This window comes from Flavobacterium aestivum (genome assembly GCF_026870175.2).
Classification (GTDB): domain Bacteria; phylum Bacteroidota; class Bacteroidia; order Flavobacteriales; family Flavobacteriaceae; genus Flavobacterium; species Flavobacterium aestivum.
The window spans coordinates 1137418-1161717 of record NZ_CP113977.2; the positions used below are offsets into that span (position 1 = coordinate 1137418).

Genomic DNA, 24300 nt, shown 5'->3' on the forward strand with positions numbered 1-24300 from the left:
GATATGGCATTTTTTTAGACAAAAAGCTAAGAAGTGTTCTCTGCATAGTGCGGATTATTGTAATTATAAAAAAGATAGAATGCAATTCAGATTATTTGAAAAACCAGTTTATGTAAACAGACGTTCCGTTTTAAAAACAAATGTAGGGTCTGGTTTAATCGTTTTAATGGGCAATGAGGAAAGTAGTATGAACTACGAACACAATTGGTATCCATACAGACAAGATAGTAGTTTCCTTTATTATTTTGGGTTAAACACAACTGGACTAGCTGCCGTTATTGATGTTGAAAGCGGTGAAGAAATCATTTTTGGTAATGAACTAACGATTGATGATATTGTTTGGACTGGACCTTTACCTTCTATCAGCGAAATGGCATTAGAAGTTGGTGTAACTGTTACTCGGCCATATAACGCTATCGAGCAGACAATACGTTCTGCTTTGGCTTCTGGTAGAAAAGTTCATATTTTACCTCCATACCGCCCAGAAAATAAAATTAAATTATCTGAATGGTTTCGTGTACCGGTTAGTGGTTTATCCGAGTTAGTTTCGGTTACCTTAATTAAAGCAATTGTAAATCAACGTTCTTATAAAGAGGCTCGAGAAGTTGCCGAAATGCATCAAGCTACATTGACTAGTGGGAAAATGCACTTGGCTGCCATGCGTTATGCAAGACCAGGAATGAAAGAATATGAAGTGATGGCTAAAGTAAAAGAAGTAGCTTATGCAAATAATAGTGCTATTTCATTCAATCCAATTGTGACCATACACGGAGAAACATTGCATAATCTGTATAGTGCTAATACTATTCGCGAGGGCCAAATGATTTTATGTGATGCAGGTGCTAGTAATGATATGAACTATGCAGGGGACCTTACTTGTACTTTTCCGGTTGGAGCAAAATTTACTTCAAAACAAAAAGATGTTTACGAAATAGTCTTGAATTCTCATAATACAGCAATTTCCATGTTGAAACCAGGCGTATTGTATAAAGATGTTTATTTAACCGCCTGTCAAAAAATTGTTGAAGGTATGCAATCGCTTGGTTTAATGAAAGGAAATGCTCAAGATGCTGTTGCCGCAGGAGCACATGCATTGTTCTTTCAATGTGGGTTAGGTCATATGATAGGTTTGGATGTTCACGATATGGAAGATTTGGGTGAACAATATGTGGGATACTCTGACACATTGAAAAAAAGTACTCAGTTTGGTATGAAATCATTGCGTTTGGGACGCGCTCTTGAACCAGGATTTGCCCTAACTGTAGAACCAGGAATTTATATGATTCCACAACTTATGGATCAATGGAAAGCTGAGAATAAGTTTGCAGAATTCATCAATTATAATGCACTTGATGGATACCGTGATTTTAGTGGTATTCGTGTAGAAGAAGATTTCTTGATTACTGAAGATGGATATCAACAAATCGGAGAACGTTTACCGATAACAGTTGATGAAGTTGAAGCGGTAAGAGCAGAATGTTTTGAAACAGTTTAGTTAGTAGAAAGGATGTCTTATTATAGACATCCTTTTTTGTTTAGCGGCTAGAGTTGTAGTCTTTTCCTTAAAATGGAATACTTGTTTTTTTGAAGATTTTTTAATGTTTATTATACTATTCTAATTTTTGAATATTTTTTATTAACTACCAAAAACCAAAAAAATGAAAAAAATCCTCTTTTATTCTCTCATTGCACTAATGGCTTTAAGCTGTGAACAAGATAAGAATGGTTCCAATATTGAAGCTGTAAATGACCAACCTAGCGGAAAATGTTTGTCTGATGAAATGATGGCAAAATATTATTCTGAAAATCCTTCGGCTCTGGCACAGATGCAGAGTTTTGATATTTTTACCCAAAATCGTGTCAATAGACTCTCTACGAGTAAGGCTCTTGCAGCCAGTTATGTGATACCAGTTGTCTTTCATGTTTATGGGACTGATTTTGCAGGAGCAACGGTAAACGATCAGACTATTATAACAGCTTTGCAAAAAGTAAATGATGATTTTCATGGGCTAAATCCGGATTATAACTCTGTAGATCCGTTCTTTTTGGCAATCCGCTCTACATTTAATGTTACTTTCAAATTAGCCCAAAAAGACCCTAATGGGAATCCTACTACCGGAATTGTATATCATCCTTATGCTGAAGGTTTCGGAAGTACAAAAGCAAATGCTATCAAGGCTATTAAAGCTGATGCATGGGATAATTATAAGTATTGCAACGTTTATATCCAACTCGACTTGTATGGAGATAATAAACTTAATAATTCTGGAGTTGCTTGGTATCCAGATAAAGCAATGTCAGATAGTAAAATTGCCCGTATAGTTTATAACGGAAGATATTTATATGGAAATACAGATACAGAATTTGCATCTACTCTTTCTCACGAGTTTGGGCATTGGCTAAATTTGATCCATTCTTTCCAAGATGGGTGTTCAATTGCTAATGAAAATTTGTGCGCAACAACAGGAGACAAGGTTTGTGATACGCCACAGGCTACCAGTAGCGATAATTGCAGTACTCAAACCAATTGTGCGGCAAAACGTGTGAATGTTGAAAATTACATGGGGTATGCAGGTGCAGGAGGTTGCTATAAAATGTTTACTGTTGGTCAAGTTAGCCGTATGGATGCAGCAATGCAACACGTCGCAAGACAAACCATTTGGCAACCATCAAACCTTACTGCGACTGGAGTTCAGTAATTTTTAAAATAAGTTAGAATAGTATATAATAAAAAGTCTACCTCAAAATTTTGGGGTAGACTTTTTATAAAGCAGTTTTTTTGAATTTCTAGCTTTCGATATTAATGTAGATTTGGTTCTTGAAAAGCACAAATAATTCGTTATTTAGTCACTGTAATCATCTCTGCTTTTTCTTTAAAGACCATTTACTTATATGGCTTCTACAACTCTTGCAATATCTGGACCCATTGCTTTAGTAGTTATTGTTTGTACTACATATGCATATGGACCGTTTGAAGGTTTTTCTGCAATATAGGCACAATACCAGTTTGTCCCCCATGGTAAACCAGTGTTCCAGTTATGATTGTTTTGATCGTCCCAAGACCATTTTTTTGTTTTGTCCTGTGGATTTGAAGGGAAGTAACTAGTTTCATAAACATGAATTTGTCCTTGTTGTGCTCTAAAAGGAGCATTAGTACTCCATTTTATCCAAAGATTTCCTTGTGCTTCATATGGTTCTATTGTCCATTGAAATGTTGCTGTTGCCATAGTTATACGAATTAATTTCTCTTACTCTTTTTATTGTTTGGATTTTCAGATTGCTCCATTTTTGTATTTATTTATCGAAATACTTAACAAAGTTAATAGGGGTAATCGAAATTTTTATGAGTGAATCTACCCGATTTTCTATAGCGTAAAAATACTCGTCTCGTATTAATAGAATATACATTTATGATGATATTGATCTTGAATTCGTATCAATATTTTTCCAAGAATTTGAAGATTTGCTAAACTAGATTGATTTTTTCTAAATACAGTAGTACAAACGATTTGGTAATTATTAAACTTTACAGTAACGGGTGTTCAATAATTTCTAATATAGATAGAGGAGTATAAAAAATGGGTTTATTCTGAGCTTTGTAAAAGTCTTTTTTGGTTTTTATTTTGAGATATTATTTTAATCAGGGTTTTTGTTTTTTTTCTTGGCAGGAAATAAATAATTGAATTTTTTTAAGTTTGATTTCCTGGTTCGTCTATTTGGATTTGAGGCTACTTCGTTTAAAAATGCTATTTGTGGTTTTATCTGAGCTCTTTTTTTATCGACATCGGAGATGTAACTTTTTAAAAAGTGTTTCATACCACGTAACTGGTCTAATTCTATGGAATAAATTGTTTTTTTTCCGGAATTAGTAACCTGTAGTAGATTAGCCTTTTTTAATTCCAGCAAATGTTTGGACACGGTAGATTGCGCCAATGGCAAAGCTGATACAATTTCTCCACAAGTGCAATTATCCTTTATGAGTAGCGTATTCATAATTTGCATACGTGCTGGATGCCCCAAAGCTTTAAAAAGAATTGCTAAATCATTAACGTCATCCTTAAACTCTTTCTTTTTAGTAGTCCCCATTAGAATAGATCATTTAACTAATCGCAATTTAACGATAATACTTTAATACAGGATAATTATTGATGCTATTTATTAGCTCTTTAGTTATTGTGATTATCGCACCATTGAGGTTACTATTTTTTATTTTTATTCAATCAAAAAGCCCCACCAACTTCAATAGTATTGAAATTAGTGGGGCTTTTTTAGATGAAGTTATCTTTATGCTAGTAAATCCAGTACCAATGAAGGGAACATTCCCAAAACTACATTAAAAATAATAGCGATAATTGCCACAGCATAGATTAAGAAAGGTTTTCCTTTACGTACTTCATTTGGCTCTTTAGTGTACATAGCCAAAATCAATTTAAAGTAGTAACCAACACTTATAATTGAGTTAATAACAGCGAATATAACCACTATTAAGTAACCTGATTGAATCGTTTGACTAAACAAAACTAATTTAGCAAAGAAACCTGCAAAAATTGGGATACCCGCCATAGAAAGTAAAGAACCAGTTAGTATAGCAGCTAATAATGGATTTGTTTTTCCTAATCCATGGAAGTTAACAATATCTTCGTTTTCTCTATTTTTGCAAACGTATAAGATTACACTAAAAGCAGCAATACCAGCTAATGAATAAGCTGAGGTATAATACAACAAGTTTCCTGCAGAAGTTGATAAACTAAGTAACGTCATCAACATAAATCCAGCATGTGAGATTCCTGAAAAAGCCAACATACGTTTAACGTTTGCTTGTCTTAATGCCATAATATTACCAACAGTCATAGATGCAATTGAAACAATGACTACAACTATTTGGAATGAATAATTAATATCAGCATGTAAAGCAGTCAATAATTTATATAAAGTGGCAATGGCAACAACTTTTGCCAAAGTACTCATTAAAGCAGTTGTCAAGGCTGGAGAACCTTCGTAAACATCTGGTGCCCAAAAATGGAAAGGAACAGCAGCTATTTTAAATAACATTCCGATTGTTACTAATACGATTCCAATTGGGAACCAAATTGGTAATTCAGCAGATTGTGACATTTCGCTAATTTCTACTATGTCAAACGATCCCATAGCACCATAAATTAAACAAATACCAAAAAGTATGATTCCAGATGCAAATGATCCCATCAAGAAATATTTCATTCCCGCTTCGTTACTTTTCACATTCATTCGGCTACTTGCAGCAAGAACATAAAGAGAAATAGATAATATTTCGATTCCTAAAAAGAACATAGCCAGGTTTCCAAAAGTAACCATTGCAACTGCTCCAGATAAAAGGAATACTTTTATGGCAACATAATCAGAAAGTTTAGATTTATGGTTTTCGTAGAAATTATGGCTCAAAGCTACCAAGAATATGGTAAGTACAATGAATAAAGAAGAGAATGATACTGAAAATTTGTTTACTATAAGCATATTGTTATAGTAATTCCCAGTAGTATTAAATTCAGAAACCGTAAGACCTAAAATGGCCAATAAACCAATAATTGTTATTGGAATAATTGCTTTTCTGAAATCAAAAATTTCAAATATAAGGCATAAAACACCTAATCCTATTATAGCTATTAATGTTGTCATTTATATTATGCTTTTTTACTTAATTGTATTTATTAATAGTGTTTAAAATAGTTTCAAGACTTGGTGTAATCAAATCATTGATTGGTTTAGGATACATACCAAAGAAGAATAAAACACCAATGATTATTACCATTGTCAAACCTTCAGAGAAAGTAACATCGGCAAATAGTTTAGAATTGGTTTCTCCAAGCATTACATGTTGAAACATTTTTAGCATGTAATAAGCTCCTAAAATAATAGTGGTACCACCTAAAATAGCTAACCAAATATTAATTTGTGAAAGGCTATATAGAACCGTAAATTCTCCAACAAAGTTAAAAGTAGTTGGTAAAGCTACAGAAGCCAATACCAAAATTAAAAACATAGAAGTAAATTTTGGTGATTGTGAGCGAATTCCACCCATCTCAGCAATAAGTCTGGTTTCGTATCTTCTAAAAATGATTTCAGCAGCAAAGAACAAACCGACTACTACAAATCCGTGAGCAATCATTTGTAAAACAGCTCCTCTAAAACCATCAAGAGTTAGAGTATATGTTCCTGCAGCAATTAATCCAACGTGAGCAAGAGAAGAATAAGCTAATAGTTTTTTCAAGTCTCTTTGTCTCAAAGCTACTATAGAACCATAAATAACACCAGCAATACCTATCCCGATGAATACGAACATGTAATCTTTAGCAGCTAATGGTGTAAGAGGTAATTGCCAACGGATAACGCTATACAATCCCATCTTTAGCATAATACCAGACAAAAGCATGGTTCCAACAGTTGGAGCTTTTTGGTATACATTTGCTTGCCATGTGTGAAAAGGAATTAATGGAATCTTAATGGCATAAGCTAAAAAGAAAGCTGTAAAAATCCATTTTTGTTCCGCTATAGTTAAGTTTAATTTGTATAAATCTTCAATTAAGAAACTTCCAGCTTTTAGGTATAAATAAACAAATGCAATAAGCATGAATAAAGAACCGGCAAGGGTATAGATAAAGAATTTAACTACTGCTTTTTTACGTTCTTCAGCATCACCATTACCCCAAATCAAGGCAATGAAATAAATAGGGATTAATGATAATTCCCAGAAGATGTAGTATAAAAGACCATCACTTGCTAAAAATGTTCCTACCATAGCAAAAGACATAAACAAAATCAAGGCATAAAATGCTTTTGAATTTTTATGGTCATTCCCAAAAGAAGAAAATATAATTATGGCAGTCAATGCTGTTGTCAATAAAAGCATTGCTATAGATAAACCATCTGCTTTTAATGCAAATGAAATATTAGGTTGTGTAATCCATCGGTTGATAAAACTAATGTTTTCACCCAAATTAAAATGATTCAACAATACAATTGAGCAACCGAATGAGGCTAACCCGAAAAACAACGCCACTTTTGAAGCGAGTTTATCACCAGCTAAATAGGTTGCAAATGCGCCAACTAAAAGGATGATTAATATGAGAGATACATTCATAGTATAAAATTATTGAGCTAGAAATAAATAAGAAACAATGGCACACATGCCTAAAACAAAAGCAAATAGGTATAGTCCAACACTTCCATTCTGCAATTTTTTACCTTGAAAACTTAATTCATTGGTTACTTTTCCTAATCCAAAAACTAGGGACGAAATTCCTGTTTCTACATAGTCTCTAAAGAATCTTGATAAAACATTTACAGAAGAAACAAAAATAGAATCATACAATTCATCAACATAGTATTTGTTGTAAAGTACTTTTGAAAATCCTGTTATTTGAGCATCTTCACTCGGTACAGTGTTTTGTTTAATATATTTAGCGTATGCAATTGCTATTCCCACTAATCCACCAATCACGGCAATCGCCATTAATGTATATTCAGTTGCTCCTAAATGGTGTTCAGCTTCCACTTTCGTGAAAAGAGGGGCTAAATACTCATTCAACCAACTATTACCTGGTAAACTAATTGCGCCTCCAACAGTTGCTAAAATTGCCAAAACTATCAAAGGGAAAGTGATCAATGATGGACTTTCATGTAAATGATGTTTTTGTTCCTCAGTTCCTCTAAAATCACTAAAGAATGTTAAGAACATCAATCTAAACATATAGAAAGCAGTCATTATTGAAGCTACAGAAGCTACAACCCAAAGTGGAATGTTATGGTGGAAAGCAACCATCAAAATTTCATCTTTTGAGAAAAATCCTGAAAACAATGGAACTCCAGAAATAGCAAGTGAAGCAATAAGCATGGTCCAGAACGTAATTGGCATTGCTTTTTTCAAACCACCCATTTTACGCATATCTTGTTCTCCATGTAAACCGTGAATTACAGATCCAGATCCTAAGAATAAACAAGCTTTGAAGAAAGCGTGTGTGATTACGTGAAAAACAGCTACCTCATAAGCGCCAAATCCTAAAGCCAAGAACATTAATCCCAATTGAGAAACAGTAGAGTAGGCCAATACTTTTTTGATATCGTTTTGAACCAATCCTATTGTAGCAGCTACTAATGCAGTTATAGCACCAATTACAGCTATTATGTTTTGAACGTATGGAGTTAAATCGAATATAAAGTTTAATCGGGTTACCATAAAAATACCAGCTGTTACCATCGTAGCAGCGTGGATCAGAGCTGAAACTGGTGTAGGACCAGCCATCGCATCAGGCAACCATGTGTATAAAGGAATTTGAGCAGATTTTCCACAAGCTCCAATGAACAATGACAAAGCAGCTATGCTTAACCAAAGAGTGTCAAGATTTTTAGCTCCTGCGATTGCTGTTTTCAAAGTCGCAAAATCCAAAGTTGAGAATAAGTTACCTAAAATAAAAATTCCAATTAATAAACCTAAATCTCCAATTCTGTTCATAATGAATGCTTTTTTTGCAGCATCATTATAATCTTGGTTTTTATACCAAAACCCAATTAATAAGTAAGAACAAAGACCAACACCTTCCCAACCAATGAACATTACCAATAAGTTGTTTCCAACTACAAGTGTGATCATAAAGAAGATAAAAAGGTTTAAGTAAGCAAAGAAAGAATGCATTTTCTCATCATCATGCATGTAGCTAATCGAGTATAAATGAATCAAAGATCCAATACCAGTTACAAACATTAACCATAAAACAGACAATTGATCTAATAAGAATCCAAAGTTTACTTTGAAATTGCTAATTTGTATCCAATCAAATAAAACAATATTGATAGGTTGTTTGCTTTGATTGATTTGCATAAAAAAGCAAACCGTAACAATAAATGAAACTACTACAGATAGTGTTCCTATAATTCCAGAAAGAGACTTTCCTAAAGTTTTTCCAAAAAAAACATTGATTAAAAATCCTAAAAAAGGAGCTAATACTAAGACTAAAGCTAAATTGGTATCCATTGCCATTTATCCTTTTAAGTTTTTTAAATTATCGATACTAATTGATCCGATGTTTCTAAATATCGATACTAATATTGCCAATCCTACGGCAACTTCAGCAGCAGCAACGGCCATCGAGAAGAATACGAATACTTGCCCTTGTGCATCCTGATGGTAAGTAGAGAATGCAACAAATAATAAGTTTACGGCATTCAGCATGATTTCAATAGACATGAAAACAATAATGGCATTCCTTCTGTACAAAACTCCAAAAATACCGATACAAAAAAGCGTTACGCTTAGGAAGATATAGTTCTCTATACCAATCTGAGTTAAAATATTGTTCATTATTTTTCTAGTTTTTCTTTTTTAGACAATAATACCGCACCAATCATGGCAACCAAAAGTAGGATAGAAGCAAATTCAAAAGGAACCATATATTCGTTCAATAATACTTTACCCAAAACTTTAATTGATTGGTAGTCTTCGCCAGTATAATCATATTCTACAATAGGTTTAGAATCAATAAAGATTTTGATTAAAACTAAACAAACCAAACAGAAAGAAACAATTGCCCCCAATCTGGTAAATCTAGGTTTGTGTACTTCATCTTTTTCGTTGAGATTCATCAACATGATTGTAAATAGGAATAAAATCATGATAGCACCAGAATAGACAATTACGTGTACAATGGCCAAAAATTGAGAGTTTAGCAATAAATAATGTCCAGCTATTGAGAAAAAACAAATCACTAAGTAAATAGCGCTATGTATTGGGTTTCTGCTAAAAATAGTTAAAAAGGCAGTAGATAAAGTGATAGCTGCCAATACGCAAAATATAATAATTACTGTTGACATTAGTTAGCGTTTTTAAGTTGAGCATTTTTCATAGCCATTTCCAATGGCATAACTAGTTTGTCTTTTCCGAAAATAAAATCTTCTCTGTCATATTGAGAAGGAACTAATTCTTTAGAAATCGTCAAGTAAATTGCATCTTTCGGACAAGCCTCTTCACACAATCCACAAAAAATACAACGCAACATATTGATTTCATATATTTCGGCATATTTTTCTTCTCTGTACAAATGCATTTCGTCAGCTTTACGCTCACCCGCTTTCATTGTAATCGCTTCTGCAGGGCATGACAATGCACAAAGACCACAGGCAGTACAGTTTTCTCTACCTTGCTCATCGCGTTTCAACATATGTCTACCACGATAAACCGGACTCATTTCACGTACTTGTTCTGGGTATTGAACGGTAACTTTTTTTCTAAACAAATGCTTCAATGTAATCATCAAGCCTTTGAAAATTGCTACAAGATACAAGCGTTCCAAAAAAGTCATCTCTTTATTGGAGACCACTTTTTTTCTTCCCGATAAGGATATAGTTTCTATTGACATTTTTTATTTTTTATTTGTAGCTAATCCTGCTATTCGTTGCAATCTTTTATGTTTTAAAGGAAAACATAAAAGGATTTCCACTTCTATCAGGGCTAGTCCCGTTAACTATTGGGATTTGTGTTTTAAAATCCTAAATAAGCTGCTATTTCACTTCTCAAAAGTACAACTCCGGTAATCATAATATTAATGATAGATAGCGGAATTAATATTCTCCAACCCAAATGCATCAATTGATCGTATCTGAATCTCGGAATAGTCCAACGAACCCACATGTATAAGAAAATGAAACCACATAATTTTGCAAACAAAACTATCATTCCAATTACATTGGCAGTATTTACACCCCAGTTTTCAACTGCCCATTGCATTCCTGGATAATTATATCCTCCAAAGAATAAAACAGCCAAAATGGTAGAAGAAACAAACATATTCGCATATTCAGCGAATAGATAGAATCCCATTTTCATAGATGAATATTCCGTATGGTATCCTCCAATTAATTCAGATTCACATTCTGCTAAGTCAAAAGGAGTTCTGTTTGTTTCTGCAAAAGCACAAATCAAAAAGATTAAAAAGGATAAAGGCTGGTAAAAAACATTCCAATTCATCCCTGCTTGTTGCTCTGATATTTCTTTTAAGCTCAAAGTACCAGTCATCATTAATAATGCGATTACAGATAATCCCATGGCAACTTCATAAGAAACCATCTGAGAGGCAGCTCTAATGGCACCCAATAAAGAGAATTTATTGTTAGATGCCCATCCACCAATCATGATTCCGTATACACCAAGAGAAATAACTCCAAAAACATATAATAAGGCAACATCAATATCTGTAGCCTGTAAAATAATATCTCTGCCAAATAAATGTAATTTGTCTCCCCAAGGAATAACTGCACTGGTCATCAAAGCAGTACTCATGGCAATAGCAGGTCCTACAACAAATAAAAATTTATTAGGGGTATTTGGGAAAAATTCTTCTTTTGAAAATAATTTTAAACCATCGGCAAGAGGTTGTAATAAACCCCATGGTCCAGCTCTATTAGGACCAATCCTATCTTGCAACCAAGCAGCCACTTTACGTTCTGCCCAAGTAGAATACATTGCCATCAACATAGTAACAGCAAAAACAATTACGATAACAACGCTTTTTTCTATAATAAATGCACTTTCCATTTCTTAAGAATTTTTGTTGTTAGTATCTAATGGATTACTTGCCATACTGATTTTTTTTCTGTCTTGATCTCTACCCAAAAGAATATTTTTCTCAGTAGCGATTTCTACTTTTTCTAACTTTTGAGTATAGTTATTTTGATTGATAACCGAATCTTTTTCGAATTCTCTTGGCCCTTCAATAACCCAGTCAGAAACTTCTTTATGGTCAAAACGACATCCGTTACAGATGAATTCTTCTACTTCATGGTATTCATCTTTACGACCCGTAACACGTTGTATTTCGTTACCAAACATCCAAACGGTTGTTTTACCACAACATTTGTCGCAATCTCTGTGAGCATTATACGGTTTGTTAAACCAAACTCTTGATTTGAATCGGAAAGTTTTATCAGTTAATGCACCAACTGGACATACATCAATCATGTTTCCGGAAAATTCATTGTCAATCGCTTTAGAAATACAAGTCGAAATGTTAGCGTGATCACCACGATCCATAACTCCATGAACTCTATTGTCTGTCAATTGATCTGCAACTTGTACACATCTTTGACATAAAATACAACGATTCATGTGCAATTGAATATTCGGACCTATATCCTCAGGTTCAAAAGTTCTTTTTTCTTCTATAAAGCGAGTGGCAGATTTACCGTGTTCAAAGCTTAAGTTTTGTAAGTCACATTCACCAGCCTGATCACAAATAGGGCAATCAAGTGGGTGGTTGATTAACAAAAATTCAGTTACTGCTTTTCTGGCTTCTTGTACTCTTGGAGATGCTTTACTGGCGATTTCCATTCCGTCTTGACAACCAGTTACACAAGATGCCATTAATTTTGGCATAGGTCTTGGGTCGGCATCACTACCTTTGGTTACGTCAACTAAACAACAACGGCATTTTCCACCGCTACCTTTTAGTTTAGAATAATAGCACATCGCTGGCGGAACAACTTCTCCACCAATCATACGAGCAGCCTGCAAGATGGTTGTTCCTGCTTCTACTTCAATTTCTTGACCGTCTATGGTTACTTTCATTTATTTAGGCCTTAATGTCGAAAGTCGAAAGTCGAAAGAATATGTCTTTGGCTTTATAACTTTGTGACTTTTTAACTTTTTAACTTTTGACTATACTATTACTTTAGAAACTAAATGCTTTACTTTTTCGAAAGGCTCAGCAACAAAATGGTCTCTATTTTTAATTTTTTCCGGGAAACGGATATGATATTCAAATTCCTCTCTAAAATGACGAATTGCTGCGGCTACAGGCCAAGCTGCTGCATCACCAAGAGGGCAAATGGTATTTCCTTCTATTTTACTCTGAATACTCAAAAGTAGCTCAATGTCTTCTTCACGTCCGTGACCATTTTCTATACGGTGTAGTACTTTTTCCATCCAACCCGTACCTTCACGACATGGAGTACATTGACCACAACTTTCATGGTGGTAGAAACGAGAGAAATTCCAAGTATTACGAACAATACATGAAGTGTCATTATAAACGATAAATCCTCCGGAACCTAACATAGATCCAGTAGTAAAACCACCATCGCTTAAGGATTCGTAAGACATTAAACGGTCTTCACCTGCTGCAGTTTTGTAGATTAAATGTGCTGGTAAAACCGGAACAGAACTTCCTCCAGGTATAAAAGCTTTTAATGGTCTGTCAGAGCTCATTCCTCCTAGATATTCATCAGAGTTCATGAATTCATAAACACTTAGTCCTAATTCAATTTCATAAACACCAGGATTTTTAATATGTCCTGAAGCCGAAATTAATTTAGTTCCTGTAGATCTTCCAATTCCTATTTTGGCATAGTCAGCACCAGAGTTGTTTACAATCCATGGCACTGCGGCAATAGTCTCAACGTTATTTACAACTGTTGGATTAGCCCAAAGTCCTGATACGGCTGGAAAAGGTGGTTTAATACGAGGATTACCTCTTTTCCCTTCCAATGATTCGATTAGAGCAGTTTCTTCACCACAGATGTAAGCTCCGGCACCACAATGAACATGTAGTTCTAAATCAAACCCCGATCCTAATATATTTTTTCCTAAGAAACCAGCTGCTTTAGCTTCAGCAATGGCTCTTTCTAATATTTTAAATACCCACATGTATTCTCCACGAATGTAGATATACGAACGGTTGGCACCCAATGCATAACTGGAAGTAATCATACCTTCGATCAATAAGTGAGGAATAAATTCCATCAAGTAACGATCTTTGAAAGTTCCTGGCTCAGATTCATCAGCGTTGCAAACTAAATGTCTTGGTTTTCCTGATTTTTTATCAATAAAACTCCATTTCATTCCAGCTGGAAATCCTGCTCCACCACGACCGCGTAAACCAGAAGTTTTAACCTCTTCTACGACCTCGTCCGGAGTTAATGTTTTCAAGGCTTTTTCTACAGATGCATAACCACCGTTTTGGCGATACACTTCATAAGTTTTAATCCCTGGAATATTTATTTTGTCTAATAATATTTTTTGTGACATATTATTTATCGTGTAATATTATTTTATCGTCTTTACAATCGGTAATCAGCTGGTCAATTTTTTCTTTGGTTAAGTGCTCTTTGTAAAAATCACCCAACTGCATCATTGGAGCATAACCGCAAGCACCCAAACATTCAACACCTCTAACCTCAAATAACCCGTCAGCAGTAGGTTCTCCAACTTTTACACCTAATTTATCGCAAGTGTAATCCATTAAATCTTCTACACCGTTTAGACAACAAGGTGAAGTTTGACAAAATTCAAACATATATTTTCCAATAGGTCTTTGATTGTACATCGTGTAAAACGATACCACTTCATAAACTTCTACAGGTTTGATTTGTAAAATTTCGGCAACTTTATCCATTAAGTCAATGCTCAACCAATTGTCGTGAGCATCTTGAACTTCATGTAAAACGGGAAGTAACGCTGATTTTCTTTTATCTTCTGGATAATGACTAATCAATTCATTGATGCGATTCATCAATGTTTCTGTCATATTTATTTCTTGTTTGTAACGTGTGTGTACCATAATTTATGCGTCTAATTCTCCAGCAATAACATTTAAACTTGATAAAATAACAATTGCATCCGATAACATAGATCCCTTGATCATATCTGGATATGCCTGATAGTAAATAAAGCAAGGTCTTCTAAAATGCAATCTATAAGGAGTACGACTTCCATCGGTTGTTAAATAAAAACCTAATTCACCGTTTCCACCTTCAACCGCATGATATATTTCGGCAACTGGAACAGGAACTTCTCCCATTACAATTTTAAAGTGATAGATTAAAGATTCCATCGTGGTGTATACATCTTCTTTTGGAGGAAGATAGTATTCAGGTACGTCAGCATGGTATTCATTTCCTTCCGGCATTTTTGCCAAGGCTTGCTTGATAATGCTCAAACTTTCCCAAACTTCGGCATTACGAACGCAAAAACGATCGTAAGTGTCTCCTGATTTTCCTACTGGAACTACAAAATCAAAATCTTCGTAAGAACTGTATGGGTGAGCAACACGTACGTCATAATCAATACCTGCTGCACGAAGGTTTGGTCCTGTAAATCCGTAGGCCATTGCTTTTTCGGCAGAAATTGCACCTACATTAACGGTTCTGTCAATGAAAATTCTGTTTCTTTCAAATAAGTTTTCAAATTCTTTCCAAGCAACTGGGAAATCTCTTAAAAACACATCTAATTTTCGGAAAGCTTCTGGTGACCAATCTCTTTCGAAACCACCAAGTCTTCCCATATTTGTTGTTAAACGGGCACCACAAATCTCTTCGTAGATTTCGTAAACTTTCTCTCTAAATTGAAAAACATAAAGGAAACCAGTATAAGCTCCAGTGTCTACACCAAGGATTGAATTACAGATTAAGTGGTCGGTAATTCTAGCCAATTCCATTACGATGACTCTTAGATATTGAGCTCTTTTAGGAACTTCAATACCTAGTAATTTTTCTAATGTCATCCACCATCCCATGTTATTAATAGGAGAGGAACAATAGTTCATTCTATCAGTAAGAGGTGTGATTTGGTAAAAAGGACGGTTTTCGGCAATTTTCTCGAAAGCTCTGTGAATGTAACCAATAGTTGGTTCTGCCTCAAGAATTTTTTCACCATCCATCAACAAGATGTTTTGGAAAATACCGTGCGTAGCGGGATGTGTTGGGCCTAAATTCAGAATTGAAAGCTCGCTTCCGTCTTCATTGTGTTTTTCCTGAATTATTTTAGCATAGCGATGCTCCGGTGGTAATAATAGTTCTGACATTTATTTAATGTGAAAAATTATATATAGTTTTTTTAGCAATTTGAAGGTGTTCTTCCAAAATACCTGTCGTCTTTGTCTGTTCTTCCGCTGTCTTCCATTGGGAATTCTTTTCGCATTGGAAAAGAAATCATTTCATCCATATTCAAAATACGTTTCAATTGAGGATGACCTATGAAATTAATTCCGAAGAAGTCATAAGTCTCTCTCTCCATCCAATTGGCGCACAAGAAAATATTTGAAACTGATTTTATTTCTGGATTTGATCCCTTTATAAAAGTTTTGATTCTGATGCGTTTGTTTTCATACCAATTATGCATGTGGTAAACTACTGCAAATTGTCTGTTTTCTTCATTATCTGGATAATGAATACCGCACAAATCGGTCAAAAAATGAAAACGTAAAGTGGGATCGTTTTTTAAGAAAAGAATAACTGCCGTAATTTTGTCTGAAGCTACTTCAAATGAGAAAATGTCTTTATCTTGATTGAAGTGAAAAACATTCTCGCCAAATGTTTCAGTTAATTTTTCTTGAATTTCTATTGTCTCTAAAGCCATTTTTATTTGATATTATAAGAGGCTAATAATTCTTGATATTCTGGGGAGCTTCTTCTTCTTACAGATTCATTTTTTACCAATTCCTGTAGTTTCATTACGCCGTCTACAATTTGTTCTGGTCTTGGAGGACATCCTGGAACATAAACATCAACTGGAATTACTTTGTCTATACCTTGAAGTACTGAGTAAGTGTCAAATATTCCGCCAGAACAAGCACAAGCACCAACTGATATTACCCAGCGTGGTTCGGCCATTTGTTCGTATACTTGACGTAATATTGGAGCCATTTTTTTAGAGATAGTTCCCATAACCATTAGCATATCCGCCTGACGAGGAGAAAAACTTACTCTTTCAGATCCAAAACGGGCTAAGTCATAATGAGAAGCCATTGTTGCCATAAATTCGATACCGCAACATGATGTGGCAAACGGTAAAGGCCAAAGTGAATTGGCGCGAGCCAAACCTACTACGTCATCCAGTTTTGTTGCGAAGAAACCTTCACCAACAACACCTTCTGGAGGGGCAACCATATTTATTTTAGAATCGCTCATTTTAATTTTAGATTGCTGATTTTAGATTTTAGATTCCTGAGAATCGTAAAAACAAAATCAATATTTTAAACAAAATCAATTTTTTAATTTGAGAGATTATAAGTTTTAAGTTTTTTAGCTTCGAAATCTATCTTTAATGGTTTAATAAGTATGATAGAATCTAAAATCTAAAAATTTAAAATCTAAAATCCCTTTTTATTCCCACTCTAACGCTTTCTTTTTGATGATATAGAAAAAACCCACCAAAAGTAATAGCATAAAGATAATCATTTTTATCATTCCTTCCATTCCTAAGTCCTTGAAATTCACGGCCCAAGGGTATAGAAATATTACTTCGACATCAAAAAGAACAAACAGGATGGCTACTAAGAAATACTTTACAGAGAAAGGAATCCTTGCGTTTCCAACTGATTCAATACCACACTCGAAGTTTTTATCTTTAGTTTCTGAAGACCTTTTTGGTCCTAATTTTCCAGAAATTATAATCATACTTACAACAAATCCTACAGCGAGTATAAACTGCATTAAAATAGGAATATAATTTAATTGGTCTGATTGCATAATTGTGTATTTTTTGCTTTGGAATAAGGAGCAAAGATAGCTTTCGTGTTATTAAAACACAAGTTTTGCATCTAATTAAGTTGAATTATCAGCTAGGTGAAATTCTAATTTTTATTGATTATAAATAAGGAATGTGCAGAGTGTGTTTTGAGGTGAAAGCAAAAAAAAAAACGTTTCGATTTATATCGAAACGTTTTTTAGACGTTTGTGCAAAAAAACAGTAAACTATTTTTATGCTTAAAGTACTGCTACTTTAGCAGCTACTTTTCCTTTTCTTCCTTCTTCTTCTTCATAGCTAACTCTGTCACCTTCACGTAATTCTTCCGCGCTGATTCCTGATGCATGAACAAAAATGTCTTTTCCTGTTTCTTCGTCTGTAATGAATCCGTAACCTTTTGATTCATTGAAAAATTTAACTGTACCTGTACGCATTGTAATAGTAATAATAATTTATAATAACACAAATGTAATCTTTAATACAATACGAAAATCATTCTTACATAATTTTTTTGTAAAATTATTGATTTTCAAGGATTTCCCTTATATTGTTGTGTTTAATTTAATATGTAATTCCTTTAATTGTAATTCATCAATATTTGATGGGGCATCAATCATTACGTCTCTTCCTGAGTTGTTTTTTGGGAAAGCGATAAAATCACGGATGGTTTCTTGCCCTCCTAAAATGGCAACTAATCTGTCTAATCCAAAGGCCAAACCTCCGTGTGGTGGTGCACCAAACTGGAAGGCATCCATCAAGAATCCAAATTGTGCTTTGGCTTCGTCCTCGGTAAATCCTAAATATTTAAACATCAATTGTTGAGTGGCTTTATCGTGAATACGAATAGAACCTCCACCAATTTCATTACCATTCAAAACCATGTCGTAGGCATTAGCGCGTACTTTTCCAGGATTGGTTTCAAGTAAATGCATGTCTTCTGGCTTTGGTGAGGTAAATGGGTGGTGCATAGCGTGGTAACGACCGCTTTCTTCATCAAATTCTAGCAATGGGAAATCAATTACCCATAGAGGTGCGAACTCTGATGGATTTCTTAGTCCTAAGCGTGTGGCTAATTCCATACGTAAGGCACTTAATTGTCCTCTTGTTTTATCAGCAGGTCCAGAAAGAACAAAAATCATATCGCCTGGCTTTGCCCCAGTGGTTTTTGCCCAATTGGTTAAATCGTCTTGATCGTAGAATTTGTCAACTGATGATTTGTACGTTCCATCTTCGTTGCATTTTACATAAACCATTCCGCTGGCTCCTACTTGTGGGCGCTTTACCCAGTCAATTAGGGCATCTATTTCTTTACGGGTGTAATTTCCTGCACCTGGAACGGCTATCCCAACAACCAATTCGGCTGCATTGAAAACCGGAAATTCTTTGTGCTGTGCAAATTGGTTCAATTCGCCAAATTCCATTCCGAAACGGATGTCCGGTTTATCATTTCCATAGGTTTTCATCGCATAATCATAAGTGATACGAGGAAATTTATCTACTTCGATTCCTTTTAATTCTTTTAGTAAATGGCGTGTCAATCCTTCAAAAACATTCAAAATATCTTCTTGCTCCACAAAAGCCATTTCGCAATCTATTTGTGTAAACTCAGGCTGACGGTCTGCACGCAAATCTTCGTCACGGAAACATTTTACGATTTGGAAATATTTATCCATTCCCCCAACCATCAATAATTGTTTGAAGGTTTGAGGTGATTGTGGCAAAGCATAGAATTGTCCTTCGTTCATACGGGAAGGAACCACAAAATCTCTTGCACCTTCTGGAGTAGATTTTATTAAATAAGGTGTTTCTACTTCGCAAAAATCAAGATCCGAAAGGTATTTACGCACTTCCATCGCTACTTTGTGACGGAAAAGCAAACTGTTTTTTACTGGATTTCTTCTAATATCCAAGTAACGGTATTTCATCCGGATGTCTTCACCACCATCAGTTTCATCTTCAATAGTAAACGGTGGGGTTAAAGCCGAATTTAAAATGTTCAGTTCCAAAACCAAAATTTCAATTTCTCCGGTTGGTATGTTTTTGTTTTTGGCTTCACGCTCAATTACGGTTCCTTTTACTTGAATCACATATTCGCGACCCAATGTTTTGGCTGCTTCAAAAACTTCTTTTACAGTACGACTTTCGTCAAAAATCAATTGTGTAATTCCATAACGGTCGCGTAAATCTACCCAATTCATAAATCCTTTATCTCTGGATTTCTGAACCCAACCGGCAAGTGTAACTTCTGTATTGATATGTGAGGCGTTCAATTCGCCGCAATTATGACTTCTGTACATGATATAAAATTTAGTTTTTTGCTTTTTTTAGCGAGAGTGCAAATTTAGGACTAATTATGAATTTTATATCAAATTGTATTTATTATTTATTCCATTAGGGATGGTGTTCTTTTCAAGTTTGTTCTTTCATGTCTTTGCGCCTTAGCGACTTTGTGAGCAAAATTTATCGCAAAGCCGCTAAGGCGCAAAGTATTTGCTGAGAAATGCAGAGGATTTTTATGTTTGTTGAAAATATTATGCCAGATGTTTTCGCTTGTGTGAAGTGAAAATCCTCTTCTTCCGGGTTCGGAACAAGAGATTGTGGTGGATAGCGGGAAGAGTCTTTCTGATAATATAGAATGTTATTGCTCCTAACAAATTAAAAAAAAGTGCTATCATTCTTTCAAAATAGCTTTAAAAAGTGATGTTTTGTAAGTAAAATAATCATTATTTGATTTCCAATGTTAAGCTTTTAGTTGTGTTACGAAATTGTTACCAAAATGTTTTTTTAATGTAAGATTTGTTTCTAAATTTGATAAAAAGATGTAAATAATTAAAAACTAACGATATGAAAAAGCTTGTAATTTTAGTAGCGGTATTATTCTCAGGGGTTGTTTTTGCACAAGATGCAAAGCCTGTTTTGGAGCCATTTGGCAAAAAAATTAAAGCCACTTATTTTTATGAAAATGGGCAAGTACAACAAGAAGGCTATTTTGAAAATGGAAAATTGGTTGGTACTTGGATTTCTTATAATGAAGAAGGAGATAAAACATCTTCGGGAGAATATGTAGACGGGGTAAAAACTGGTAAATGGTTCTTCTGGAAAGGAAATGGTCTAAGCGAAGTTGATTATTCTAATAACAAGGTTACTAAAGTTAAAAACTGGAGACAAGAGGCACTAGCTACTAAGTAATAATTATGAAAAAAACAGAGAAACCCATTCCGAATTTACGGAATGGGTTTCTCTGTTTTTTGACCCTTTTATAGCCATTTTTCCGATGTTATAAATTTGTTAAGGGGGAATAATTCGGGAGGATTTGTTGTAATTTTATTGTGGTAACACAGTGCAGAGTTTAAAACAAAATAGAGACCAAGTGAAGAATAAATATCTATTTACGAATGTTTTAAACTGTAAGGTTTGCATCTGTGAAGGAATCGGCTGTTGCGGGTTATTGTATCAGCCGATTTTGGTTGTTTTAGTGTTTTTTTAGTTTTATTGAATCTAAAAAAACAATTGCGTGTACCGCCCCATTTTTTATAAATCTCTTTCTTTTCTTATGACTATTTGCTAAAGTGGGATTCAAAAGAGATTTTTTGAAGTTGTTTTATTCTAATTTTTTAATCTAATTAGTATGCCTAAGTATGTTATTGAAAGAGAAATTCCTAATGCAGGGAATTTGACAAAAGAACAATTAAAAGAGATTTCGAATACATCTTGTGATGTTTTAAGAAAAATGGGGCCTGAAATACAATGGAAACACAGTTATGTGACTGATGATAAAATTTATTGTGTTTATATAGCTCCAAATGAAGAAATGATTAAGGAACATGCCAGTCAAGGTGGATTTCCAGCTAATAAAATAAGCCTGGTTTCTGAAATAATAGACCCGGTTACTGCTGAGTAACATCACAAAGTTGGAGTATAAAAAAAGGAGAAAATCTAAACGACTTTCTCTTTTTTTTGTCTCAAAATAAGTTGCTAACTTAGAGTTAGTTGGTTGTATTCAAAAACGCCATCCCATATCTCGTCGATTCTGATGAGAGCTTGTTCTAGAGGGATTACACTCCATTTGCCATTGATTTCTGATCCTAGATCAGCATTTTTTAGTTTCAATAAAGCCTCTTTCACATCAAAATCAAGGTCGGTATTATGTTTGGTTTTAAACCAAGATTCAATTTGATGGTCAAGTTCCTCTTCTGTCAATGGAGTCTCACTTCTGTTCAAAAAGGAGTAGGCCAGAATGGTTTCTTTAAGGACTTCTTCTTCCGAAGAGTTTACCAAAGAATAAAAAGCACCACTATTATTCCCAAGATTTTTAAAGTAAAGACTGTCTGAAAGCATCTTAGAATACTTTATTTTCTTGTTTACAAAATTATTGTATTGGCGAAATAAGTAGGCACCCAAAATCCCAAGAGCAATTAAACCTTGATTTAGAGATGCTTTGCTGTTTAGTAAATCTATTGTTTCACCTGATTGATATGCCGCTTGCATGGTAATCAATGCAGGAATTACTTTGGTACTCAATAACGAAATACCACCCACAAGCCCCGGTACCCATAATAATAGTTTGTCGGTATTGGACATCATAGGGATTGCATTCGGAAATATCGTTTCTATGTCATTTTTAGGAACGCGTTTGAAAATTTTCAAAACGATAGATCCGGGATCAATCGGCATTTTGTCTAAGCGAGTTTTCTTTTCTTTATAATAATCGGCATCATGATAATTAAGGTAAATCATGACACGGTCATAGTATTCGATTTCTATTTCTTTTTTCCAAAAAAAGAATTTACTAACTTTTTCGGTTGCTTTATGCTGTCCCCGAACAAATATTCCGTATTCTTTATAATCCTCAATGTTGATATCCAGTTTTAAACCGATCAAATCCGAATCATCGAAAGCCTTGTCCAAAGTTTCCTGCTCCACCTGGCTATAATTGCCACGATCCAGTATGGTGAGCAAGGTTTCTTTGAAAACCGAAAAGTTACTTTTGCCAACAAAAGCCACTCGTTCCTTTGGATTTATATCAGGATCGAATAGGGCATAATTTTGTTTTAAATTACGAATTAGATTAAAGGCTTCGTAGTGAAAATAATGTTCAATAATGTCGAAGAGCTTTTTGAAATCTTCGACTTGTTTTTTGTCGCCAGCGTATTCCGCGAGTTGTTCTTCGAGCAGGAATTCCTTATCAAATGGGATATAGTGTTCTCGCTTCATATTGAATTGGGGGCTTTTATAGAATTTTTTTTAAGTCCGCAAAGGTATAGTACAAAAGCCGAAATTTTTATTGTTCAATATTATTTCTTTACTGGATTTTAAAAAATAATAATAAGTTTTATAGGGAAATGTTACTTTAATCAAGGTTAAATATCTGCCAAAGGTTAATTCTTTTTGAAAACCTTAATTATAAAAAAATAACCCTCTTTTAAATTGGTTTAAAAGAGGGTTTGTTTTGTGATTGTCTTTCGAATTTAATTTTTTTGGGAAAGCTGCCGGGATTATAAATTCTCATTATCAGGGCACTGTTCTCAATCAGTACAAATATTATTTTTTATTTTGGATTGACTTTCATCAGTTCTGAATACATATTATCTAAAAATTTTTGCTGCTTAGCATTCTCCTTGAAATATCGCTGATAGTTTACGCCACAACTCTCAATATCTAAAATGTTATTCTTATTAAAAGACCAATCATTTATGTTTTTGACCTTAATACCTAAATCACGATTGCAATTTTGCCACAGATCAGAAAATTTAGTTTTTTTATCATTGCTTAGTTGATTAAAGTCTGCATAAACTGAAAATCCACACATTTCGGAATTAAAAAATTTGTCAATAGAAGTTACCGGAACGCCACCCCAATCTATTGTTTTACCTATAGGAAGCTCTATCGTTGTGAGCTCTTCCTCACTCATCATTTTATCTTGTTCTCCTTCTTTTGAATTGTGTGTTTCATAAATTAGTTTTGTTCCTGTTGGGACTAATATTTTTTTAACTTTCAATGGATGTTTAGTAATAAAATAGGGATAATTTTGACCAAAACTTTGTCCCGAACTCATATTCCCGATACAACCTGTTAAAAAGAATAAGCTTAATAAAAAAGGAAAAATTTTTAAAAAATTCATAAGAGTAATATCTATGATTAGTTATGAAAATGGCTGTTAGGTAATGTTCTTATGCTTATTCAGGTTTTCGTTTAATGTTTTCATAAGTTCAGCATGATTCATTTGCATTGAGTTTGCTGAAAAATTAAATGGAGAACCGTAATTATCTACATTGTATTTTATTAATTTTTTTCGAATTATATTTTCTTCTTTTTCAATCCAATAATCTGAATTATTTACATCAATTAGTACAATTTTTGTGCCTTGGATTTTAATTTCGGAAAACCCTTCAATATTTTTCCATTCTATTCTTTCAGATAATGATTTTTTCGGACTAAGATTTACTCCTGTTTTGTCAATTATAAGCATTAGTTGATTTTGTATTAATCGTTTAATTGATACATATATTCCGAATCCAAAAAATAGAACTGAGATAATTCCAATTCCTTTCATAAAAATAGGGCTCTTTGCTCTATAACCTGTTAAGTTTTCAGCATTCACAAACATATAAATTCCGCCAATAACAAAAATCAGGGAAGCTATTAACAATAATAATGATTTTTTCTTACTTGAATATATTTCTATTTTTTCCATTTACTTTCTTTTGTTTCTCTGTTTTTAATTTAGGTTTTCTTAGTAGGTTTCGTATTATATTTTTCAAACATACTTATTCTATTCCTACAAAAAAACAAAAAACCACCTAAAATCAAAT

The 24300-nt window shown here is 34.0% G+C and carries 25 protein-coding genes; 4 read left to right on the forward strand and 21 right to left on the reverse strand.

Annotation, left to right across the window (positions count from 1 at the left end):
• Positions 1-79 precede the first annotated feature (79 nt).
• Positions 80-1495, forward strand: a complete 1416-nt coding sequence (locus OZP08_RS05025) for an aminopeptidase P family protein (protein ID WP_281323136.1) — start codon at positions 80-82, stop codon at positions 1493-1495.
• A 163-nt stretch (positions 1496-1658) separates the two neighbouring features.
• Complete coding sequence (locus OZP08_RS05030; RefSeq protein WP_281323137.1) at positions 1659-2699, forward strand: M43 family zinc metalloprotease; 1041 nt, start codon at positions 1659-1661, stop codon at positions 2697-2699.
• A 189-nt stretch (positions 2700-2888) separates the two neighbouring features.
• Here the strand turns inward: OZP08_RS05030 and OZP08_RS05035 are convergent, their stop codons facing one another.
• From OZP08_RS05035 to aspS, 18 genes are all read right to left on the reverse strand, one after another.
• Positions 2889-3227 carry a hypothetical protein gene (locus OZP08_RS05035; protein ID WP_268848592.1) on the reverse strand — a complete coding sequence of 113 codons (339 nt, stop codon included), beginning with the start codon at positions 3225-3227 and terminating at the stop codon, positions 2889-2891.
• A 409-nt stretch (positions 3228-3636) separates the two neighbouring features.
• Positions 3637-4086 (reverse strand): ArsR/SmtB family transcription factor, encoded by a 450-nt coding sequence (locus OZP08_RS05040; protein WP_281323138.1) that lies wholly within the window; start codon positions 4084-4086, stop codon positions 3637-3639.
• A 198-nt stretch (positions 4087-4284) separates the two neighbouring features.
• A complete protein-coding gene (locus OZP08_RS05045) occupies positions 4285-5655 on the reverse strand; it encodes an NADH-quinone oxidoreductase subunit N (RefSeq protein ID WP_268848594.1) in 1371 nt (456 codons plus the stop codon).
• A gap of 19 nt (positions 5656-5674) precedes the next feature.
• The gene (locus tag OZP08_RS05050; protein WP_268848595.1) at positions 5675-7117 is read right to left on the reverse strand and encodes a complex I subunit 4 family protein; all 1443 of its coding nucleotides are present in this window, start codon (positions 7115-7117) and stop codon (positions 5675-5677) included.
• A 9-nt stretch (positions 7118-7126) separates the two neighbouring features.
• Positions 7127-9007 carry an NADH-quinone oxidoreductase subunit L gene (gene nuoL, locus OZP08_RS05055; protein WP_268848596.1) on the reverse strand — a complete coding sequence of 627 codons (1881 nt, stop codon included), beginning with the start codon at positions 9005-9007 and terminating at the stop codon, positions 7127-7129.
• A 6-nt stretch (positions 9008-9013) separates the two neighbouring features.
• Positions 9014-9334, reverse strand: a complete 321-nt coding sequence (gene nuoK / locus OZP08_RS05060; RefSeq protein ID WP_116763998.1) for an NADH-quinone oxidoreductase subunit NuoK — start codon at positions 9332-9334, stop codon at positions 9014-9016.
• Positions 9334-9843: an NADH-quinone oxidoreductase subunit J family protein gene (locus tag OZP08_RS05065; protein WP_268848597.1), complete on the reverse strand. Its 510-nt coding sequence runs from the start codon at positions 9841-9843 to the stop codon at positions 9334-9336. The genes nuoK and OZP08_RS05065 overlap by 1 nt, the downstream gene beginning before the upstream one ends.
• The gene (locus OZP08_RS05070) at positions 9843-10388 is read right to left on the reverse strand and encodes a NuoI/complex I 23 kDa subunit family protein (RefSeq protein WP_281323139.1); all 546 of its coding nucleotides are present in this window, start codon (positions 10386-10388) and stop codon (positions 9843-9845) included. The genes OZP08_RS05065 and OZP08_RS05070 overlap by 1 nt, the downstream gene beginning before the upstream one ends.
• Positions 10389-10510: 122 nt before the next feature.
• On the reverse strand, positions 10511-11563 hold the full coding sequence (gene nuoH, locus OZP08_RS05075; protein ID WP_268848599.1) for an NADH-quinone oxidoreductase subunit NuoH: 1053 nt from the start codon (positions 11561-11563) through the stop codon (positions 10511-10513).
• A gap of 3 nt (positions 11564-11566) precedes the next feature.
• Positions 11567-12592, reverse strand: coding sequence for an NADH-quinone oxidoreductase subunit G (locus OZP08_RS05080; protein ID WP_281323140.1), 1026 nt, complete (start codon positions 12590-12592; stop codon positions 11567-11569).
• A gap of 90 nt (positions 12593-12682) precedes the next feature.
• On the reverse strand, positions 12683-14050 hold the full coding sequence (gene nuoF / locus OZP08_RS05085; RefSeq protein WP_268848600.1) for an NADH-quinone oxidoreductase subunit NuoF: 1368 nt from the start codon (positions 14048-14050) through the stop codon (positions 12683-12685).
• A 1-nt stretch (position 14051) separates the two neighbouring features.
• Positions 14052-14582, reverse strand: a complete 531-nt coding sequence (locus tag OZP08_RS05090) for a complex I 24 kDa subunit family protein (protein ID WP_268848601.1) — start codon at positions 14580-14582, stop codon at positions 14052-14054.
• A 3-nt stretch (positions 14583-14585) separates the two neighbouring features.
• Positions 14586-15824: an NADH-quinone oxidoreductase subunit D gene (locus OZP08_RS05095; RefSeq protein WP_281323141.1), complete on the reverse strand. Its 1239-nt coding sequence runs from the start codon at positions 15822-15824 to the stop codon at positions 14586-14588.
• 32 nt (positions 15825-15856) lie between these two features.
• Complete coding sequence (locus tag OZP08_RS05100; protein WP_268848603.1) at positions 15857-16378, reverse strand: NADH-quinone oxidoreductase subunit C; 522 nt, start codon at positions 16376-16378, stop codon at positions 15857-15859.
• A 2-nt stretch (positions 16379-16380) separates the two neighbouring features.
• Positions 16381-16929: an NADH-quinone oxidoreductase subunit B gene (locus OZP08_RS05105; RefSeq protein ID WP_281323142.1), complete on the reverse strand. Its 549-nt coding sequence runs from the start codon at positions 16927-16929 to the stop codon at positions 16381-16383.
• Between the two features lie 195 nt (positions 16930-17124).
• On the reverse strand, positions 17125-17490 hold the full coding sequence (locus OZP08_RS05110; protein ID WP_268848605.1) for an NADH-quinone oxidoreductase subunit A: 366 nt from the start codon (positions 17488-17490) through the stop codon (positions 17125-17127).
• 237 nt (positions 17491-17727) lie between these two features.
• Positions 17728-17922, reverse strand: a complete 195-nt coding sequence (locus OZP08_RS05115; RefSeq protein WP_115814005.1) for a cold-shock protein — start codon at positions 17920-17922, stop codon at positions 17728-17730.
• Positions 17923-18030: 108 nt separating this feature from the next.
• Positions 18031-19785 (reverse strand): aspartate--tRNA ligase, encoded by a 1755-nt coding sequence (aspS, locus tag OZP08_RS05120; RefSeq protein WP_281323143.1) that lies wholly within the window; start codon positions 19783-19785, stop codon positions 18031-18033.
• Between the two features lie 547 nt (positions 19786-20332).
• On the opposite strand from aspS, the gene OZP08_RS05125 reads away from it, so the two are divergent.
• Both OZP08_RS05125 and OZP08_RS05130 read left to right on the forward strand, forming a co-directional pair.
• Positions 20333-20677 carry a toxin-antitoxin system YwqK family antitoxin gene (locus tag OZP08_RS05125; protein WP_281323144.1) on the forward strand — a complete coding sequence of 115 codons (345 nt, stop codon included), beginning with the start codon at positions 20333-20335 and terminating at the stop codon, positions 20675-20677.
• A 439-nt stretch (positions 20678-21116) separates the two neighbouring features.
• The gene (locus OZP08_RS05130) at positions 21117-21389 is read left to right on the forward strand and encodes a DUF4242 domain-containing protein (protein WP_268848607.1); all 273 of its coding nucleotides are present in this window, start codon (positions 21117-21119) and stop codon (positions 21387-21389) included.
• 74 nt (positions 21390-21463) lie between these two features.
• On the opposite strand, the gene OZP08_RS05135 is transcribed toward OZP08_RS05130, so the two are convergent.
• The 3 genes from OZP08_RS05135 to OZP08_RS05145 all read right to left on the reverse strand — a co-directional run bounded on the left by OZP08_RS05135 (position 21464) and on the right by OZP08_RS05145 (position 24182).
• Positions 21464-22702 carry a TMEM143 family protein gene (locus tag OZP08_RS05135; protein ID WP_281323145.1) on the reverse strand — a complete coding sequence of 413 codons (1239 nt, stop codon included), beginning with the start codon at positions 22700-22702 and terminating at the stop codon, positions 21464-21466.
• A gap of 334 nt (positions 22703-23036) precedes the next feature.
• Entirely contained in the window at positions 23037-23609 is a 573-nt protein-coding gene (locus tag OZP08_RS05140) for a hypothetical protein (protein WP_268848610.1), read from the reverse strand.
• A gap of 36 nt (positions 23610-23645) precedes the next feature.
• Entirely contained in the window at positions 23646-24182 is a 537-nt protein-coding gene (locus OZP08_RS05145; RefSeq protein WP_268848611.1) for an STM3941 family protein, read from the reverse strand.
• Positions 24183-24300: the final 118 nt, after the last annotated feature.

Excerpts from the sequence above, each read along its gene's own strand:
- OZP08_RS05025 (WP_281323136.1), top strand. The coding sequence starts at position 80 with ATGCAATTCAGATTATTTGAAAAACCAGTTTATGTAAACAGACGTTCC.
- OZP08_RS05030 (WP_281323137.1), top strand. The coding sequence starts at position 1,659 with ATGAAAAAAATCCTCTTTTATTCTCTCATTGCACTAATGGCTTTAAGC.
- OZP08_RS05035 (WP_268848592.1), bottom strand. The coding sequence starts at position 3,227 with ATGGCAACAGCAACATTTCAATGGACAATAGAACCATATGAAGCACAA.
- OZP08_RS05040 (WP_281323138.1), bottom strand. The coding sequence starts at position 4,086 with ATGGGGACTACTAAAAAGAAAGAGTTTAAGGATGACGTTAATGATTTA.
- OZP08_RS05045 (WP_268848594.1), bottom strand. The coding sequence starts at position 5,655 with ATGACAACATTAATAGCTATAATAGGATTAGGTGTTTTATGCCTTATA.
- OZP08_RS05050 (WP_268848595.1), bottom strand. The coding sequence starts at position 7,117 with ATGAATGTATCTCTCATATTAATCATCCTTTTAGTTGGCGCATTTGCA.
- nuoL (WP_268848596.1), bottom strand. The coding sequence starts at position 9,007 with ATGGATACCAATTTAGCTTTAGTCTTAGTATTAGCTCCTTTTTTAGGA.
- nuoK (WP_116763998.1), bottom strand. The coding sequence starts at position 9,334 with ATGAACAATATTTTAACTCAGATTGGTATAGAGAACTATATCTTCCTA.
- OZP08_RS05065 (WP_268848597.1), bottom strand. The coding sequence starts at position 9,843 with ATGTCAACAGTAATTATTATATTTTGCGTATTGGCAGCTATCACTTTA.
- OZP08_RS05070 (WP_281323139.1), bottom strand. The coding sequence starts at position 10,388 with ATGTCAATAGAAACTATATCCTTATCGGGAAGAAAAAAAGTGGTCTCC.
- nuoH (WP_268848599.1), bottom strand. The coding sequence starts at position 11,563 with ATGGAAAGTGCATTTATTATAGAAAAAAGCGTTGTTATCGTAATTGTT.
- OZP08_RS05080 (WP_281323140.1), bottom strand. The coding sequence starts at position 12,592 with ATGAAAGTAACCATAGACGGTCAAGAAATTGAAGTAGAAGCAGGAACA.
- nuoF (WP_268848600.1), bottom strand. The coding sequence starts at position 14,050 with ATGTCACAAAAAATATTATTAGACAAAATAAATATTCCAGGGATTAAA.
- OZP08_RS05090 (WP_268848601.1), bottom strand. The coding sequence starts at position 14,582 with ATGGTACACACACGTTACAAACAAGAAATAAATATGACAGAAACATTG.
- OZP08_RS05095 (WP_281323141.1), bottom strand. The coding sequence starts at position 15,824 with ATGTCAGAACTATTATTACCACCGGAGCATCGCTATGCTAAAATAATT.
- OZP08_RS05100 (WP_268848603.1), bottom strand. The coding sequence starts at position 16,378 with ATGGCTTTAGAGACAATAGAAATTCAAGAAAAATTAACTGAAACATTT.
- OZP08_RS05105 (WP_281323142.1), bottom strand. The coding sequence starts at position 16,929 with ATGAGCGATTCTAAAATAAATATGGTTGCCCCTCCAGAAGGTGTTGTT.
- OZP08_RS05110 (WP_268848605.1), bottom strand. The coding sequence starts at position 17,490 with ATGCAATCAGACCAATTAAATTATATTCCTATTTTAATGCAGTTTATA.
- OZP08_RS05115 (WP_115814005.1), bottom strand. The coding sequence starts at position 17,922 with ATGCGTACAGGTACAGTTAAATTTTTCAATGAATCAAAAGGTTACGGA.
- aspS (WP_281323143.1), bottom strand. The coding sequence starts at position 19,785 with ATGTACAGAAGTCATAATTGCGGCGAATTGAACGCCTCACATATCAAT.
- OZP08_RS05125 (WP_281323144.1), top strand. The coding sequence starts at position 20,333 with ATGAAAAAGCTTGTAATTTTAGTAGCGGTATTATTCTCAGGGGTTGTT.
- OZP08_RS05130 (WP_268848607.1), top strand. The coding sequence starts at position 21,117 with ATGCCTAAGTATGTTATTGAAAGAGAAATTCCTAATGCAGGGAATTTG.
- OZP08_RS05135 (WP_281323145.1), bottom strand. The coding sequence starts at position 22,702 with ATGAAGCGAGAACACTATATCCCATTTGATAAGGAATTCCTGCTCGAA.
- OZP08_RS05140 (WP_268848610.1), bottom strand. The coding sequence starts at position 23,609 with ATGAATTTTTTAAAAATTTTTCCTTTTTTATTAAGCTTATTCTTTTTA.
- OZP08_RS05145 (WP_268848611.1), bottom strand. The coding sequence starts at position 24,182 with ATGGAAAAAATAGAAATATATTCAAGTAAGAAAAAATCATTATTATTG.